Origin of the sequence: Arthrobacter sp. 754 (genome assembly GCF_040548695.1) — a bacterium.
Classification (GTDB): domain Bacteria; phylum Actinomycetota; class Actinomycetes; order Actinomycetales; family Micrococcaceae; genus Arthrobacter.
In genome coordinates, this window is sequence record NZ_JBEPSC010000003.1 from 55830 (window position 1) to 71447 (window position 15618).

General features: G+C 65.8%; 12 protein-coding genes. All 12 read left to right on the forward strand.

Annotated elements, in window-relative coordinates; translation table 11 throughout:
* The first annotated feature begins 29 nt into the window (after positions 1 to 29).
* A complete protein-coding gene (gene rsmH, locus ABIA70_RS09705) occupies positions 30 to 1022 on the forward strand; it encodes a 16S rRNA (cytosine(1402)-N(4))-methyltransferase RsmH (protein ID WP_354147399.1) in 993 nt (330 codons plus the stop codon).
* Positions 1019 to 1720 (forward strand): cell division protein FtsL, encoded by a 702-nt coding sequence (gene ftsL / locus ABIA70_RS09710; RefSeq protein WP_354147400.1) that lies wholly within the window; start codon positions 1019 to 1021, stop codon positions 1718 to 1720. Before rsmH ends, ftsL begins: the two co-directional genes overlap by 4 nt.
* 183 nt (positions 1721 to 1903) lie before the next feature.
* Positions 1904 to 3628: a peptidoglycan D,D-transpeptidase FtsI family protein gene (locus tag ABIA70_RS09715; RefSeq protein WP_354147401.1), complete on the forward strand. Its 1725-nt coding sequence runs from the start codon at positions 1904 to 1906 to the stop codon at positions 3626 to 3628.
* Positions 3629 to 3715: 87 nt separating this feature from the next.
* Positions 3716 to 5368, forward strand: a complete 1653-nt coding sequence (locus ABIA70_RS09720; RefSeq protein ID WP_354147402.1) for a UDP-N-acetylmuramoyl-L-alanyl-D-glutamate--2,6-diaminopimelate ligase — start codon at positions 3716 to 3718, stop codon at positions 5366 to 5368.
* A 6-nt stretch (positions 5369 to 5374) separates the two neighbouring features.
* Positions 5375 to 6841 (forward strand): UDP-N-acetylmuramoyl-tripeptide--D-alanyl-D-alanine ligase, encoded by a 1467-nt coding sequence (locus ABIA70_RS09725; RefSeq protein ID WP_354147403.1) that lies wholly within the window; start codon positions 5375 to 5377, stop codon positions 6839 to 6841.
* Entirely contained in the window at positions 6838 to 7947 is a 1110-nt protein-coding gene (mraY, locus tag ABIA70_RS09730; protein WP_354147404.1) for a phospho-N-acetylmuramoyl-pentapeptide-transferase, read from the forward strand. The genes ABIA70_RS09725 and mraY overlap by 4 nt, the downstream gene beginning before the upstream one ends.
* Positions 7929 to 9506: a UDP-N-acetylmuramoyl-L-alanine--D-glutamate ligase gene (murD, locus tag ABIA70_RS09735; protein WP_354147405.1), complete on the forward strand. Its 1578-nt coding sequence runs from the start codon at positions 7929 to 7931 to the stop codon at positions 9504 to 9506. The genes mraY and murD overlap by 19 nt, the downstream gene beginning before the upstream one ends.
* Positions 9507 to 9508: 2 nt before the next feature.
* Positions 9509 to 10798: a putative lipid II flippase FtsW gene (gene ftsW / locus ABIA70_RS09740; RefSeq protein ID WP_354147406.1), complete on the forward strand. Its 1290-nt coding sequence runs from the start codon at positions 9509 to 9511 to the stop codon at positions 10796 to 10798.
* 6 nt (positions 10799 to 10804) lie between these two features.
* Positions 10805 to 11905 (forward strand): undecaprenyldiphospho-muramoylpentapeptide beta-N-acetylglucosaminyltransferase, encoded by a 1101-nt coding sequence (murG, locus tag ABIA70_RS09745; protein ID WP_354147407.1) that lies wholly within the window; start codon positions 10805 to 10807, stop codon positions 11903 to 11905.
* Positions 11902 to 13278 (forward strand): UDP-N-acetylmuramate--L-alanine ligase, encoded by a 1377-nt coding sequence (murC, locus tag ABIA70_RS09750; protein ID WP_354147408.1) that lies wholly within the window; start codon positions 11902 to 11904, stop codon positions 13276 to 13278. The genes murG and murC overlap by 4 nt, the downstream gene beginning before the upstream one ends.
* Positions 13271 to 14203: a cell division protein FtsQ/DivIB gene (locus ABIA70_RS09755; protein ID WP_354147409.1), complete on the forward strand. Its 933-nt coding sequence runs from the start codon at positions 13271 to 13273 to the stop codon at positions 14201 to 14203. The genes murC and ABIA70_RS09755 overlap by 8 nt, the downstream gene beginning before the upstream one ends.
* 186 nt (positions 14204 to 14389) lie before the next feature.
* The gene (gene ftsZ, locus ABIA70_RS09760; RefSeq protein ID WP_354147410.1) at positions 14390 to 15616 is read left to right on the forward strand and encodes a cell division protein FtsZ; all 1227 of its coding nucleotides are present in this window, start codon (positions 14390 to 14392) and stop codon (positions 15614 to 15616) included.
* Positions 15617 to 15618: the final 2 nt, after the last annotated feature.

Here is a 15618-nt window from a genome sequence, read left to right on the forward strand (position 1 = left end):
ACCACCCCAACGGCAGGAAGGACGAAGGCATGAATGAAAACCCGAAGCCGACGTCTGAACGCCATGTGCCGGTCCTGCGGGACCGGTGCATCAGTTTGTTGGCACCAGGATTTGAAGCCGCCCGCCTGAGGGGCGAAACACCCATCGCCATCGACGCAACACTCGGAATGGGCGGGCATGCCGAGGCCATGCTCCAGCGTTTCCCGGACCTGCACCTGATCGGCATCGACCGCGACGAGGAAGCCCTGGCCCTGGCAGGGGAAAGGCTGGCTCCCTTCGCAGCACGGACGGACCTCGTCCATGCCGTGTACGACGAAATCGCAGACGTCCTCGAAGACCTTGGCGTCACTGAGGTCCACGGCATCCTGATGGACCTGGGTGTGTCCTCGCTGCAGCTGGACGAGCGTGAGCGCGGATTCGCCTACTCCTTTGACGCGCCCCTGGACATGCGGATGGATACCAGCCGCGGCCAGACAGCCGCCGACGTGGTCAACAACTACAGCGAAGAGGACCTGGTCAGGATTATCCGGAAGTGGGGCGAGGAGAAGTTCGCCGGCCGCATAGCGAACAGGATCGTCGCGGCGAGGGCCGTCAAGCCCTTTGCCACCACCGGCGAGCTGGTGGAGCAGATCCGCTCTGTTGTCCCGGCGGCCGCCGCAAAATCGGGAGGCCATCCAGCCAAGCGGACCTTCCAGGCCCTCCGGATCGAAGTAAACGAGGAACTGGATGTGCTGGAGCGTGCTGTTCCGGCCGCCGTCGAAGCCCTCGCCCTGGGCGGGCGCATCGTGGTGATGTCGTACCACTCCCTGGAGGACAAGATCGTCAAGGCTGTTTTCCAGGCAGGCTCGAAATCCTCCGCACCGCTCGGCTTCCCGGTGGAACTCGAGGAACACAAAGCCATCCTCAAGACCCTGACAAAGGGCACCGAGGTCCCCACCGCCGTCGAAATCGCAGAGAACCCGCGCGCAGCCTCCGCAAGGTTGCGGGCAGTGGAACGCATCAGAGCCAGGAGAGAAGCATGAGCACCGCCGTCAAGAACTTCCCGGTGATCTCCGGCAGCACCGCCCCGGCCATCAGGCCCCCGGCGCCCGGGACCAGCCGCAAGGAACGCACTCCGTTGTCCGTGGTGCGTTTTGCCCCGAAGAAGCGCCGCGCTCCCTTCGTTGTGATGTGCTTCGCGATGCTTGCCGTTGCACTGGTGGCCGTGCTGGTCCTGAACATCTCGGTATCCACCTCGCAGTATCAGCTTGTCGAACTCAAGGGCAAGCAGAGCAGCCTCACCAAGCAGAACCAGGATCTGACACAGCAGGTCCAGAACTTCGAGGCTCCCCAGAATCTGGCGGCCAAGGCTGCAGACTTGGGGATGGTAGCCTCCACGGTCAAAGGCCAGATCGACCTCTCCACCCTTGCTGTCACAGGCAAGGCAACACCGGCTGTGAAGGGCGGCGCCCCTGGATCCGTTATCCCGGCTCCTGCAGTCGCCGGGCTGCTGACAGTGGTTCCGCCGGCAACGTCCGGCGAACCGCTGGCAAGCCGCAAGCCGGTGAGCGACGCGCCGGCAGCGGTTCCGGCTGTCCCTGCTCCGGCCGAAGCAGCCGCAGCGGCGGGAGCGGAAGCAGCAGCGCAGGCACGGGCGGCAGCGCCCGCACCGCCTGCACCCGCCGTCGAGCTCCACGGCGGTTCAGTTCCGGCGCCTGAACAGAAGGTGCCCGGCCGGTAACTGGCCGCAGCCGCCAGGCAGCACGTCAGACCACCGGCCAAGGGCACCAGGCGGACAACCAGCCAGTACGAAGCGGGCTACACGGCGAGCAGCAAGGGAAACACGGTGGCGCAGAGGACCGGCAAGGCAAAAAGCGGCAAGGTGCCCAACACCACGAAACGGTTGCGTCTGGGCTTGGGGATCATGCTCACGCTCCTTCTTGTGGTGGGCGGCAAACTGTTCCTGGTCCAGGGGCTTGACGTGGGCGGGATGGCTGCTGCCGCGCTGGATTACCGCATGCGGGAGACGTCGCTGCCTGCTGAGCGCGGCAGTATTGTCGACGCCAACGGAACGGTCCTGGCCAACAGCGTTATCCGCTACAACGTGGTGGTGGACCAGACCGTCAACACCAAAACCGAGACATTCAAACGCCTGGACATGGTGGACGGCAAGGAGAAGCTCGTTGAAGTGGGCCGTGACCAAGGCCTGCAGGAGCTTGCCGCCGCCCTGGGAATGGACCAGGATGCCGTCCGCGAGGCCGTAACGGGCAACCAGCGCTACTACATTGTGGCAAAGGACCTTAAGCCCGAGGTCGAGGACAGGGTCTCCAACCTCCAGATTCCGGGCATCGTCACGGAGGGTGTCAGCAAGCGGGTGTACCCGAACGGGTCCGTGGCCGGCGGGATTATCGGCTTCCTCCAGGATGGAAGCACGGGCCAGGCCGGCATTGAGCAGACCCAGGATGAGCTGCTGCGCGGGACAGACGGGAAGCGTCTTTTCGAAATTGGCGCGGACGGCCTGCGCATCCCGGTGGGAGTGGACGAACTGACTCCGCCGCAGAACGGCAAGGACGTCAGGCTTACCCTCAATTCCGATCTCCAGTATTTCGCCCAGCAGGCAATCCAGAGCCAGTCGGACAAGCAGGGGGCCGAATGGGGCGTCATCACGGTCATGGATGCCAAGACCGGTGACATTGTCGCCATGGCCGATACCAACTCCCCGGACCCTAACGATCCCGGACGGGTGGCGGCCAAGGACCGTGGGGTGCGTTCGGTGACTGCTGCCTATGAGCCCGGATCGGTGCAGAAAATGATCACGGCTGCCGCGCTGATCGAGGAAGGCAAGTCCAGCCCCCTGGACACCTTTACTCTCGGACCCTCGTACACCGTGGACGGCCAGACGTTCACGGACTCCTTCGCCCACGGCACCGAAGACCGCACGCTCGCCGGGGTTCTGGGTTGGTCCATGAATACGGGAACGGTGATGGCCGGCCAGCGCCTCACCAAGGAACAAAGGTACGACTGGCTCAAAAAATTCGGCATCGGGGAGGCACCGGACATCGGCCTGCCCGCCGTCGCAGCCGGCATCCTGACCCCCGCCGACCAGTGGGACGGGCGCCAGGAGTACACGGTGCTCTTCGGCCAGGGAGTCTCACAATCGACACTCCAGACAGTGCGGGCGTTCCAGACAATCGCCAACAACGGGGTGATGCTCCAGCCCAGGCTCATCGATGCCTACATCTCCGCCGACGGCAAAGCGGAGAAGGTGGCCGCCCAGCCCTCCCGCCAGGTGGTCTCCGACAACACGGCCCAGCAGGTCCAGGACATCCTCGAAAGCGCGGTCACCGAGGGGCAGATCAAGGACGCAGCGATCGACGGGTACCGTGTGGGTGCCAAGACCGGAACATCGGAATCACCGTGCGACGACGGCAAATCAGGATTCTGCGGCTTCACCGCGTCGATCGTGGGAATGGCACCGATGGATGACCCGCGGTTTATTGTTGAGGTGGTGCTGCAGCGTCCCAAGGGCAATATCTACGGCATCACCCAGGGGCCGGTGTTCCGTTCGGTGATGAGCCAGGCGCTGCGCACCTACAACATCCAGCCGTCCACGGGTGAACCGGCCAGGTTGCCGCAGTTCGCCAAGTAGTACCACGCCAGGCAGCAGTCCCAGTGTGCCCGCACCGGAAGCAGTTTCCGGCGGGCGTATGATCCACTAGCACCATCGGAGATCCCCTTGTCACACCAGAACGCACCAGGCAGCAGCAGCGCGCCGGAGGGGGAAACCCCCGCCAACCGGTTCAGGCCAACCGCCGTTGCCGCAGTCCACCTGGACAGCATCGGGGAGGCAATCGGTGTTCCGGTCCGGGGTTCGTCCGCTGAGGTCAGCGTCACCGGAATATCGCTGAACTCCCGCACCGTGGAGCTCGGGGACCTCTACGTGGCCCTGCCCGGTGCCACCCGCCATGGCGCTGATTTCGTGTCGCAGGCGGTGGACAGGGGAGCGGTGGCAGTTCTTACGGACGACGCCGGTGCCCGCATTCTGGCCCTCTCCGCGGACACCGATGTCCCTGTCCTGGTGGTGGCAGACCCGCGCAATGTCGTGGGGCCGCTCTCAGCCCTGATCTACCGGAGCCAGCCGCCCACCGGGACGGCACCGCGCCTGTACGCCGTGACGGGCACCAACGGAAAGACCACCACCACCTACTTCATCAACGCCCTGCTCCGCTCGCTGGGGCAGAAGACCGGCCTGATCGGAACCATCGAGATCCTTGCCGGCGGGAAGCCGATCCCCAGCCTTTTGACCACGCCCGAATCAACGGATCTCCATGGACTGCTGGCCCTGATGCGGGAAAGAGGCCTGGACGCCGCTTCAATGGAAGTTTCGTCCCACGCCGTATCCTTCCAGCGGGTGGACGGTGTGATGTTCGACGTCGCGGGGTTCACCAACCTGACGCAGGACCACCTGGACCTGCACGGGACCATGGAGGACTACTTCGCCACCAAAGCGGAACTGTTCACGTCGCGGCGCGCCCGTGCCGCCGTCGTAACGGTCGACGACGAATGGGGCCGCAGGCTTGCCGCGTCGGCGGGGATCCCGGTCACCACTGTCCTGACCACCCCGGGTGCAGATCCTGCGCCCGGAGACGCCGACTGGAAGGTCACGGAAACGGCCCCCCGCGGTCTGGGCTCCAATTTCACCCTCCAGGGCCCTGACGGCCTGGTGTTGAAGGTCCACACCGGGCTGCCCGGCACCTTCAACGTTGCTAACGCGGCGCTGGCCACCGTGATGGTCCTGGCCGGAGGCATGGACCCCGCGGCGGTGCAGAAGGCCCTGGACGAGCACGACCCCTTCACCGTTGCAGTACCGGGAAGGATGCAGCTGATCTCGGAGTCGCCGGCCGCCGTCGTCGACTTTGCCCACAATACGGACGCCCTTGCCCGGGCACTGGAAGCCGTCAGGTCGCCACTGCCCGGCTCCCGCGTGATAGTCGTTTTCGGGGCCACCGGGCAGCGGGACCAAGGCAAGCGGCCGGCCATGGGGGCCATCGCCGCCCGGCTCGCGGACGTCGTGATCATCACCGACGACGACCCCCATGATGAGGACCCGGCAGCCATCCGTGCCGAGGTGATGGCGGGTGCCAGGGCCGCCCGGGAGCAGGACCGGCTGGAGTGCATGATCGAGGAGGTCTATCCCCGGGATGCGGCCATCGGGCGGGCGGTTGAACTTGCCGGTCAGCGCGACACCATTCTTGTGGCGGGCCGCGGTCACGAAGTCTGGCAGGAAGTCAAGGGCGTCAACCTCGCACTCGATGACCGCGTGGAACTGCGGAACGCCTTGACAGCCAGGGGATTCACCGTTCTCCAAGACGACCGGATAGAGTCCTAGACCGAGATGATTGCATTTACTGCGGCGGAAATCGCCGAAATTACCAACGGCCGCCTTGACGCCGATCCCGGGATCACGCCCCTGTCGGTGGTCACCGATTCCCGCGAGGCCACGCCCGGGTCCCTTTACGTGGCCAAGCCGGGCGAGCAGGCCGACGGCCACGACTTCGTCGCTGCGGCCTTCAGCCGGGGGGCGGTGCTTGTTCTTGCGGAGCGCCCGGTGTCCGGGCCGGATGGTGAAAAGTACCCCGCCGTAATGGTCCCGGATGCTGTACTGGCCATGGGGGCCCTCGCCGCCGAGGCAGTCCGCCGGATCCGCTCAGCCAAGGCTGCCGCGGATGGCGTTCTCACCGTCATTGGAATTACCGGTTCCGCCGGCAAAACGACGACCAAAGACCTCCTTGCAGGAATCCTCGCCCAGCACGGCCCCACCGTTGCGCCGCAGGGATCCTATAACGGCGAGGTTGGCGTCCCGCTCACCGTTTTCCGGGCTGATGCGGACACGCGTTACCTGGTGATTGAGATGGGTGCCACCGGCATAGGGCATATCCGCTACCTGGCGGACATGGTCAAGCCTGACATCGGGGTGGTCCTTGGCGTGGGCACTGCCCACGCCGGCGAGTTCGGCGGCGTGGAGAACATCGCGCAGGCCAAGGGCGAGCTGCTCGAAGCCCTGGCGCCGGCCGGGACCGCCATCATCAACCTCGACGACGAACGCGTGGCCGCCATGCGCAGCCGCACCGACGCCGCCGTGCTGGGCTTTTCCGCCGAAGGACGCGCCGACGCCGCGGTCCAGGCGATCAACCCGGACACCAACGCTGAGGGAAACCCTGAATTCGACCTCCTGCTGCCCGGCGGAGAGGCCGGCCTGCACGTCAGCAGCCGCCTCATCGGATCACACCACACCGGCAACCTCCTGGCTGCGGCAGCTGCTGCTTTTGCCGCAGGCGTGCCCGGACGGGACATCGCTGCTTCGCTGAGTACACAGACCGCAGCCAGCCGGTGGCGGATGGAACGCACTGAACGTCCGGACGGCGTAACGGTCATCAATGACGCCTACAACGCGAATCCGGAATCCATGCGGGCTGCCCTGCGCACCCTGGCCGACCTTGGCCGGGGACGCCGGACATGGGCCGTCCTCGGAGCCATGCTGGAACTTGGATCCGATTCGATCCGCGAACACACAGCAGTGGGAACCCAAGTGGTCCGCCTGAACATTTCGCGGCTTGTGGTTGTTGGCCGTGAAGCCCGCGCCCTGTATGTTTCCGCCGTCCAGGAAGGCTCCTGGGGTGACGAATGTGTCTTCGCCGAAACGGCTGAGGAGGCTTACACAATCCTCGATGCGGAGCTTGAACCCGGCGACCTGGTCCTCTTCAAGTCCTCCAACAGTGTGGGGCTGAGGCATCTGGGCGATCGGATAGCATTACCCCCACAATCCGTCCAACCTGCCGACCGAGGGAGCAACCTGCTGTGATTGCACTTCTGATCGGCTCGGGACTGGCCCTGCTGCTCGCCCTTGCAGGGACCCCGTTGTTTATCCGCCTGCTGGTTCATAAGAGCTACGGCCAATTCATCCGCGATGACGGACCCACCTCGCACCACACCAAGCGCGGTACCCCGACCATGGGCGGAACCGTCGTGGTGGCCGCGGTCCTGCTCAGCTACGGACTGACCCACCTGGTCATGTGGATGATGAACCCGGACTCGGCCGGCCCTTCGGCGTCCGCCCTGATCCTGCTCTTCCTGATGGTGGGGATGGGGCTGGTGGGCTTCCTGGATGACTTCATCAAGATCTCCCGCCAGCGCAGCCTTGGCCTTAACGCGAAAGCCAAGCTCATCCTGCAGGCCGCGGTAGGCATCGGGTTCGCCATCCTGGCCCTGAACTTCCCCAACTCGGCCGGTGTCACGCCCGCGTCCACCAAGATTTCCCTGGTACGGGACGTGCCTTGGCTCGACCTGGCCTTCGCCGGCACAGTGGTGGGGGCCATTCTCTTTGTCCTTTGGTCCAACCTGATCGTCACTGCGGCAACGAACGGCGTGAACCTTACCGACGGCCTCGACGGGCTGGCAGCCGGCGCCTCGATCATGGTGTTTGGTGCCTACACGCTGATGGGCTTCTGGCAGAGCAACCAGGCGTGCGGTTCGCCACGCCAGGCCGGCAGCGGCTGCTACTCGGTCCGGGACCCCCTGGACCTGGCGCTGCTGGCGGCAATCATCAGTGCAGCCCTGGTGGGGTTCCTTTGGTGGAACACGTCACCGGCGAAGATATTCATGGGTGACACCGGATCCCTGGCCATCGGCGGCGCCATCGCCGGCTTCGCCATCCTGTCCCGGACCGAACTGCTCCTGGGAGTCATCGGCGGCCTGTTCGTCCTGATCACCCTCTCTGTGATCATCCAGGTGGGCTACTTCAAAGCTACCGGCGGCAAACGGGTGTTCAAGATGGCACCGCTGCAACACCACTTCGAACTGCAGGGCTGGGCCGAGGTCACCGTCGTTGTCCGGTTCTGGATCCTGGGCGGGCTCTTCGTAGCCGTGGGCCTGGGCGTCTTCTACGCTGAATGGGTCGTGCTCCTGTGACAGTTTCACCCCGACTGCAGAACCTCGTCAGCTGGGATTCCGACTGGGCCGGCCTGCGTGTTGTAGTGACCGGCATCGGGGTTTCCGGGTTCGCCGCAGCAGATACGCTCATTGAACTCGGCGCCCGCGTGGTGGTGGTTGACGCCGCCACCAGCGAAACGGCCAAAGCCCAGGCTGACACCCTGAAGATCGTCGGCGCCGCCGATGTGCTCCTTGGTGAGGAAGCGGTCAGCAAGGTCCCCAGGATCGACGGCGCCTTCCCTGACCTCATCGTCACCAGCCCCGGTTGGCGGCCGGACCAGGCGCTCCTCGCGGCGGCCGCGCGTGCCCACATTCCGGTGTGGGGCGACGTCGAACTTGCCTGGCGCCTGCGCGTTCGGGAGGGCCACAAAACGGCGGACTGGCTCACCATTACCGGTACAAACGGCAAGACCACCACGGTGGGACTGACTGAGTCAATGCTCCAGGCCGCCGGACTGAAGGCAATCGCGGTAGGGAACGTGGGGACTCCTATTCTGGACGCCCTCCGCGACCCCGTTGAATATGACGTGTTCGCCGTCGAGCTTTCCAGCTTCCAGCTGCACTGGGCCGAATCGTTGTCCCCCGTTGCCAGCGTCTGCCTCAACGTGGCAGAAGACCATGTCGACTGGCACGGTTCCTATAACTCGTACCTCGCGGACAAGGCGAAGGTCTACGAACGCACCCAAAAGGCGTGCATCTTCAACGCCGAGCAGATCGAAACCGAACGGATGGTCGAAGACGCCGACGTGGTGGAGGGCTGCCGGGCCGTAGGTTTCACCACCGTGACGCCGGCGATCAGCATGCTCGGAGTGGTGGAAGGACTCCTGGTGGACCGTGCGTTCATCGAGGAGCGGAAGGACAGCGCGGCCGAACTGGCTTCCCTCAGGGACCTTGGAGAGTTTGCTCCCCGCCACATGGTGGCCAACGCCCTTGCCGCCGCCGCCCTGGTCCGCGCCTACGGCGTTGAACCCCAAGCCGTGCGCCGGGGGATCCAGGACTATGTGCCGGGCAACCACCGTATACAGCCCGTTTCCCGGGAAAACGGCGTGCTCTGGGTCAACGACTCCAAGGCAACCAATCCACACGCTGCCGCGGCCTCCCTGGCAACCTTCAGCAAGGTCATCTGGATTGCCGGCGGGCTGTCCAAAGGCGTCAGCTACGACGACCTGGTCCGTGAACACGCGGCGCGGCTCAAGGCAGTAGTTCTCATCGGCTCCGACACCGCGCCGCTGGCCGAGGCCCTGGAACGACACGCACCCGATGTCCCCGTGATCCTGCCGCCGGCGGGCGACACTGAAAATATGCAGACTGCCGTAACGGGCGGAGCCATCGAGGTCAGCTCTCCGGTTTCCGGAGAGAGGGTGATGGCCCGGGCCGTTGCGTCAGCAGCGCAGCTTGCCGCGCCGGGGGACACCGTCCTGATGGCCCCGGCAGCTGCTTCCATGGATCAGTTCTCTTCCTACGCTCACCGCGGCGACGCCTTTATCGAAGCTGTCCGCGAGCTGGTGGAAGGGCAGGCCAAGACCGGCGAGGAGTAACAATGGTCAGCACGCCCACCCGGCCGCCGGCACCCAAACCTGCGCTGCCCGCACGCATCCGGGGCTGGTACCGGGGGTTCTGGTCCACGCTCGAGGGAACAGGAACGTCAAAGAACGGGTCGACCTACTACCTCATCCTCGGCTCCACCCTCGCACTGACGGCCATCGGCATCATGATGGTGCTGTCCGCCTCGAGCGTTGAATCCATCGCCGCGGGAAAGTCGCCCTATGGTGATGCCCTCAAACAGGGCATGTTCGCCGCGATCGGTATCTTCACCATGTTTGTGCTCTCGCGCATCAACGTGGTCTGGCTCAAGCGGCTGGCCTGGCCCGGGCTGGGCGGCGCATTGGTCCTCCTGGTGCTTGTCCAGCTGATCGGTGACGAAGTCAACGGAAACAAGAACTGGATTGACCTCGGCGGCATCACTTTCCAGCCGTCCGAGGCGTCCAAGCTTGCCCTGGCGCTTTGGATGGCCACGGTCCTCGCCAGGAAAGGAAAGCTGCTCCAGCGGCTGTCCCATGTGCTGATTCCCGCGGTGCCGCTGGCCGGCGGGGTGATCGGGCTGGTGCTGCTGGGCAACGACCTCGGTACGGCGATGATCATCATGATGATCACGGCTGCCGCCCTCTTCTTTGCCGGTGTGCCCCTCTACCTTTTCGGGTTCGCCGCCCTGGTGGCTGCTGCCGGGACGGCAGTCATGGCCATCACCAGCTCAAACCGGATGTGCCGCATCACCTCCTGGTGGACAGGGCAGTCCTGTGCCGACGGCATTGACGCAAACTACCAGGCAACCAACGGGCTCTACGGGCTTGCCTCCGGAGGCTGGTTCGGCGTCGGCCTTGGCCAGAGCCGGCAGAAATACAGCTGGATTCCGGAAGCCCACAACGACTTCATTTTTGCCATCATCGGCGAGGAACTGGGCCTGGTGGGCACCGTCGTCGTGCTTGTCCTGTTTGCCATCCTCGGTGCAGCCATCTACCGCGTGGTGGTGGCGCAGGAGGACATGTTCCACCGCGTGCTGGCCGGCACCATCATGGTGTGGCTGCTGGGGCAGGCCACCGTCAACATGGCAGTGGTGACAGGCCTGATGCCGGTCATCGGCGTGCCCCTGCCGTTCATTTCCTACGGCGGCTCGGCTCTGCTCATGTCGCTGTGTGCCGTAGGCGTTGTCCTGTCGCTCGCACGCGAACAGATGGCGCCGGCGCTGCGGCCCAAGAAGCTGCTGAAGTTCGGCACCAAACGGGCGCGGGGATCCACCCGCCGCAAAAAAACCGTCAGAAAGCGTACCTAGCACCACATGACATCCCAGAACCTCTCCATTGTCCTTGCGGGCGGCGGAACCGCCGGCCACATCAGCCCGCTGCTGGCCATCGCCTCAGCGCTCCGTTCCGCCATGCCGGGAGCCAGGCTGCTGGCCGTGGGTACGCCCGCCGGCATGGAGACCCGGCTTGTTCCGGCAGCCGGTGTGCAGCTCGCCACCATCGACCGCGTTCCGTTTCCGCGGAAGCCCTCCATGGACCTGCTCAGGCTGCCGGCCCGGCTGGCCGGTGCCGTGCGGCAGTCCGGACGCATCCTTGACGAGGCATCGGCCGATGTCCTCGTGGGGGTGGGAGGCTACGTCTGCACGCCGCTGTATCTGGCCGCCCGGCGGCGGGGGATCCCCATCGTGATCCATGAAGCCAACACCCGGCCCGGCCTGGCGAACCGCGTGGGCTCTTTCCTCACCCGCCACGTGGCCACAGCGTTCGACACCACCCGCCTGCGCCACGCCCGCCATGTCGGCATGCCCATGCGGCGCGAAATTTCGGGACTGGACAGGGATTCCGCCCGGGCCGCTGCCCGCGAAGCCCTGGGCCTGGATGCTGACAAGCCCACGCTGATTGTCACGGGCGGTTCTTCCGGTGCCCAGAGCATCAACCGCGCCGTCGCTGCCTCGGTGAAGGACCTTTCCGCCGCCGGAATCCAGACGCTCCACATCACCGGCCGCGGCAAAACGGTACAGGGCGCCGACGGCGGCCCCCTCACCGCTGAGGGCTACCGCCAGGTCGAGTACGTGGACGGCATGGAGCTCGTCTACGCCGCTGCGGACATTCTGCTTGCGCGGTCGGGCGCGGCGACTGTCAGCGAAGTGGCGGCAGTGGGGGTGCCGGCGGTGTTTGTCCCGCTGCCCATCGGCAACGGCGAACAGGCGCTGAACGCGGCAGGACTCGTGAACGCCGGCGGTGCAGTGATCGTTCCGGACAGGGATTTCACCTCGCAGTGGGTGGCGCGCGAACTTATTCCCCTGGTCACCGACCCCGGCCGGCTCGCCCTCATGGCCGCCAACGCACGCCGCCTGGGAATCCGAAACGCCGATCAGCGGATGGCTGACCTTGTCCTGGAAGCGGTGTCCGCATGAGCCCCGCCGGCATCCGCAGCCAGCAATCCCTGGGCCGCGTCCACTTCATCGGCATCGGCGGCGTGGGCATGTCCGCCGTGGCCCGCATCATGGTGGCACGCGGAGTGCCCGTGAGCGGGTCCGATGCCAAGGACCTTCCGGTCATGGCCGAGCTCGCTGCCGCCGGCGCGAGGATCGCCGTGGGCTACGGTGCGGCCAACATCGGCGACGCCCAGACTGTCGTGGCCGGCTCGGCAATCCGCGCCGACAACCCCGAGTTGGTTGCCGCGCGCGCCGCCGGGCTGCCGGTCCTGCACCGTTCGGAAGCACTGGCGGCCACCATGGGGGAGGACCTCGTGGTCACTGTCGCGGGCACCCACGGCAAGTCAACAACAACGTCCATGATCACCGTTCTCCTCCAAGGCGCCGGACTGGACCCGTCGTTCGCCATCGGTGCCAACGTGCCTGCCTTGGGCGTCAACGCTGCCCACGGGAAATCCGGAATCTTCGTGGCCGAGGCCGACGAATCGGACGGGTCCTTCCTGAACTACCGGCCCAGGATTGCCGTGGTCACCAACGTTGAACCTGACCACCTGGATTACTACGGCACGGCCGAAGCCGTCTATGAATCCTTTGACCGCTTTACCATGCTGCTCCCGGCGGACGGTGTCCTGATCGCCTGCGCTGACGACGCCGGTGCCCTGGCCCTGGCCGCACGCACGCTGGCGCGCGGCAACACCAGGGTGGTCCTGTACGGAACCTCAGACCGGTCCGATCTTGTCTTGCACGACGGCGGCCCCGGGGACGTCGCGGTTTCCTCACCTGCCGGACGCTTCGCCCTGGAACTCCAGGTACCGGGACGGCACAACGCGCTGAACGCAGCGGCCGCCGTCGCCGTGGCACTGGAGCTCGGCGTCGACCCCGCCGCGGCCGCGCGTGCCCTGGCGAACTTTTCGGGCGCGTCCCGCCGATTCGAACTGAAGGGCGAGGCGCGCGGCGTGCGCGTTTTTGATGATTACGCCCACCATCCCACGGAGGTCCGGGCAGCCCTCACCGCGGCCCGCTCCGTAGCCGGCGGGCATAAGGTCCACGTCCTGTTCCAGCCCCATCTTTTCTCGAGGACCCGGGAGTTTGCGCGTGAATTCGCCGACGCGCTGAACCTGGCCGACACCGCCCTGGTCCTGGACATCTACCCGGCACGGGAAGATCCCATCCCCGGGGTCACCAGCCAGCTCATCGCCGAACACCTGGCCCACGGCGGACGCCTCGTGGAGTCCGGAGCTGCAGTGGATGCCCTGGCAGCGGCTGCCGGGCCCGGAGATGTCGTCCTGACGGTCGGCGCCGGGGATGTCACGGCCTTCGGACCAAAGATTGTGCAGGCCCTCGGTGGGTAGTCCGCGCCGGCCCACCTATGCGTCGCCCGGCGGCCGGAAACGGACGGAAACCGGGCGGGCAGAGCCGGCGGTCATCTCGGCCTCCAAAAGCGCGCCGGAGCCCGCCGGAGCTACCGCGACAAAACCGGACAGCCACTCCGCTCCAACCCTGACGAAGAAACGTGAGGGCAAGCGCTCCAGCAGCGATGGGCCGGCCGGCCGCGAGAATGTGCTGGCCTTCCCCGAGCCGCCCGCAAAGCGCCGCAAACGGCACATCCTCGTTGCCGTGTGCACGGCGCTGGTGGCGGTCTCGGCCCTGCTGGCCGCCGCGGTCTTTTCCCCCCTCCTGGCGGTGGGAACTGTTTCGGTGTCCGGGACGAGGCTGGTCACGGCTGACCAGGTCAGAACTGCACTTGACCCGCTCAAGGGCAAGCCCCTGCCCCAGATCAGCGACGAGGAGGTGGCACGCCTCCTGGAGCCACTCGTCCAGATCAAGTCGGTTTCCACCCAGGCCCGGCCGCCGTCCGAGCTGGTGGTGCAGGTGCGCGAACGGGTCCCGGTGGCGTTGGTGAAGCAGGGGGAGCAGTACCAGCTGGTCGATGTGGACGGTGTGGTGCTGGGCACGACCGCGGACACCGCGTCGGTCGCCCTGCCTGTGATTGACGGCGGGGCGGGAACCATCGGCAAAGAGCTCTTCCAGGCCACTGCAGCCGTCCTGGGGGCCCTTCCGCTGGATATCCTGGCACGACTGTCGAATGCATCAGCCCAGTCCGTGGACGCTGTTGAGCTGAAGCTGGTGGACGGCCAGACGATCGTCTGGGGCAACGCGGGGGAGAAGGAACTCAAAGCGAAGGTGCTTGAAGCCCTGCTGAAGGTTCCTGCGGATCCGAAGAACCCGGTGCGTGTCTACGATGTGAGTGCGCCCCGTCACCCGGTGACGCGCTGAGCGTTTATTTTCCCGGTATATGCGCGACACGCGGCGCCGGTTATTGAATGTCCAGGGCATTGGAAATAGCGTTCCAGACATGAGTTACTTGACATAACTATAACCTTCAACTCGAAGGTTAGGGTTTCAAGCTTCAAGCCCGACTCCACAGTTTTCGCAATAGAACACGAACAAGGGACACGTAACGTGGCAGCTCCGCAGAACTACTTGGCCGTCATCAAGGTCGTCGGCATCGGCGGCGGTGGCGTGAACGCAGTCAACCGCATGATCGAGGTCGGTCTTCGCGGCGTCGAGTTCATCGCCGTCAACACCGATGCCCAGGCATTGTTGATGAGCGATGCCGACGTCAAGCTCGACATCGGGCGGGAGTTGACCCGCGGCCTTGGCGCGGGTGCGAACCCGGAAGTGGGCCGGCAGGCTGCCGAGGACCACGCCGAAGAGATCGAAGAGGTCATCCGCGGCGCGGACATGGTCTTCGTCACCGCGGGCGAAGGTGGTGGAACCGGCACCGGCGGCGCGCCCGTCGTCGCCCGCATTGCCCGCTCGCTCGGCGCACTGACCATCGGCGTGGTAACCCGTCCCTTCACGTTCGAAGGCCGCCGCCGTGCAGGCTCCGCCGAGGCGGGCATTGACGCCCTCCGCGACGAAGTCGACACCCTGATCGTCATCCCCAACGACCGTCTGCTGTCCATCAGCGACCGCAACGTTTCGGTCCTGGACGCTTTCCGCTCCGCTGACCAGGTCCTGCTGTCCGGTGTCCAGGGCATCACGGACCTCATCACCACCCCCGGCCTGATCAACCTTGACTTCGCCGACGTCAAGTCCGTCATGCAGGGTGCAGGCTCCGCGTTGATGGGCATCGGCTCCGCCCGCGGCGAAGACCGTGCTGTCAAGGCTGCGGAACTGGCTATTGCTTCCCCGCTCCTGGAAGCCTCCATCGACGGCGCCCACGGCGTTCTGCTGTCCATCCAGGGCGGCTCAGACCTCGGTCTGTTCGAAATCAACGAAGCAGCGCGGCTTGTCCAGGAAGTGGCCCACCCGGAAGCCAACATCATCTTCGGTGCCGTCATCGACGACGCCCTTGGTGACGAAGCCCGCGTCACGGTCATTGCCGCAGGGTTCGACGACGTCAAGGCCACCTCGCCGTCCATGGACCAGTCACAGCCCCAGGTGGCCCCCCAGCGGCCCGCTGCGGCGCCCACCCAGGCCCCTGCCTCCGCAAGCAGCCACCAGATGAACGCCCAGCCTGTCCACGCCGGTGTCGGTGCGTCCGGACTCAGCAACTGGGGCCAGCAGCGGCAGTCCTCGGTCCCCGCCGACTCAGGTTTCGACGTCGACCTCCCCTCCGTGGTGGAGCCCGACCTCTCCGGAAGCCGTGCGGACGACCTGGATGTCCCCGACTTCCTGAAATAGGG

Excerpts from the sequence above, each read along its gene's own strand:
- rsmH (WP_354147399.1), top strand. The coding sequence starts at position 30 with ATGAATGAAAACCCGAAGCCGACGTCTGAACGCCATGTGCCGGTCCTG.
- ftsL (WP_354147400.1), top strand. The coding sequence starts at position 1,019 with ATGAGCACCGCCGTCAAGAACTTCCCGGTGATCTCCGGCAGCACCGCC.
- ABIA70_RS09715 (WP_354147401.1), top strand. The coding sequence starts at position 1,904 with ATGCTCACGCTCCTTCTTGTGGTGGGCGGCAAACTGTTCCTGGTCCAG.
- ABIA70_RS09725 (WP_354147403.1), top strand. The coding sequence starts at position 5,375 with ATGATTGCATTTACTGCGGCGGAAATCGCCGAAATTACCAACGGCCGC.
- murD (WP_354147405.1), top strand. The coding sequence starts at position 7,929 with ATGGGTCGTGCTCCTGTGACAGTTTCACCCCGACTGCAGAACCTCGTC.
- ftsW (WP_354147406.1), top strand. The coding sequence starts at position 9,509 with ATGGTCAGCACGCCCACCCGGCCGCCGGCACCCAAACCTGCGCTGCCC.
- murG (WP_354147407.1), top strand. The coding sequence starts at position 10,805 with ATGACATCCCAGAACCTCTCCATTGTCCTTGCGGGCGGCGGAACCGCC.
- murC (WP_354147408.1), top strand. The coding sequence starts at position 11,902 with ATGAGCCCCGCCGGCATCCGCAGCCAGCAATCCCTGGGCCGCGTCCAC.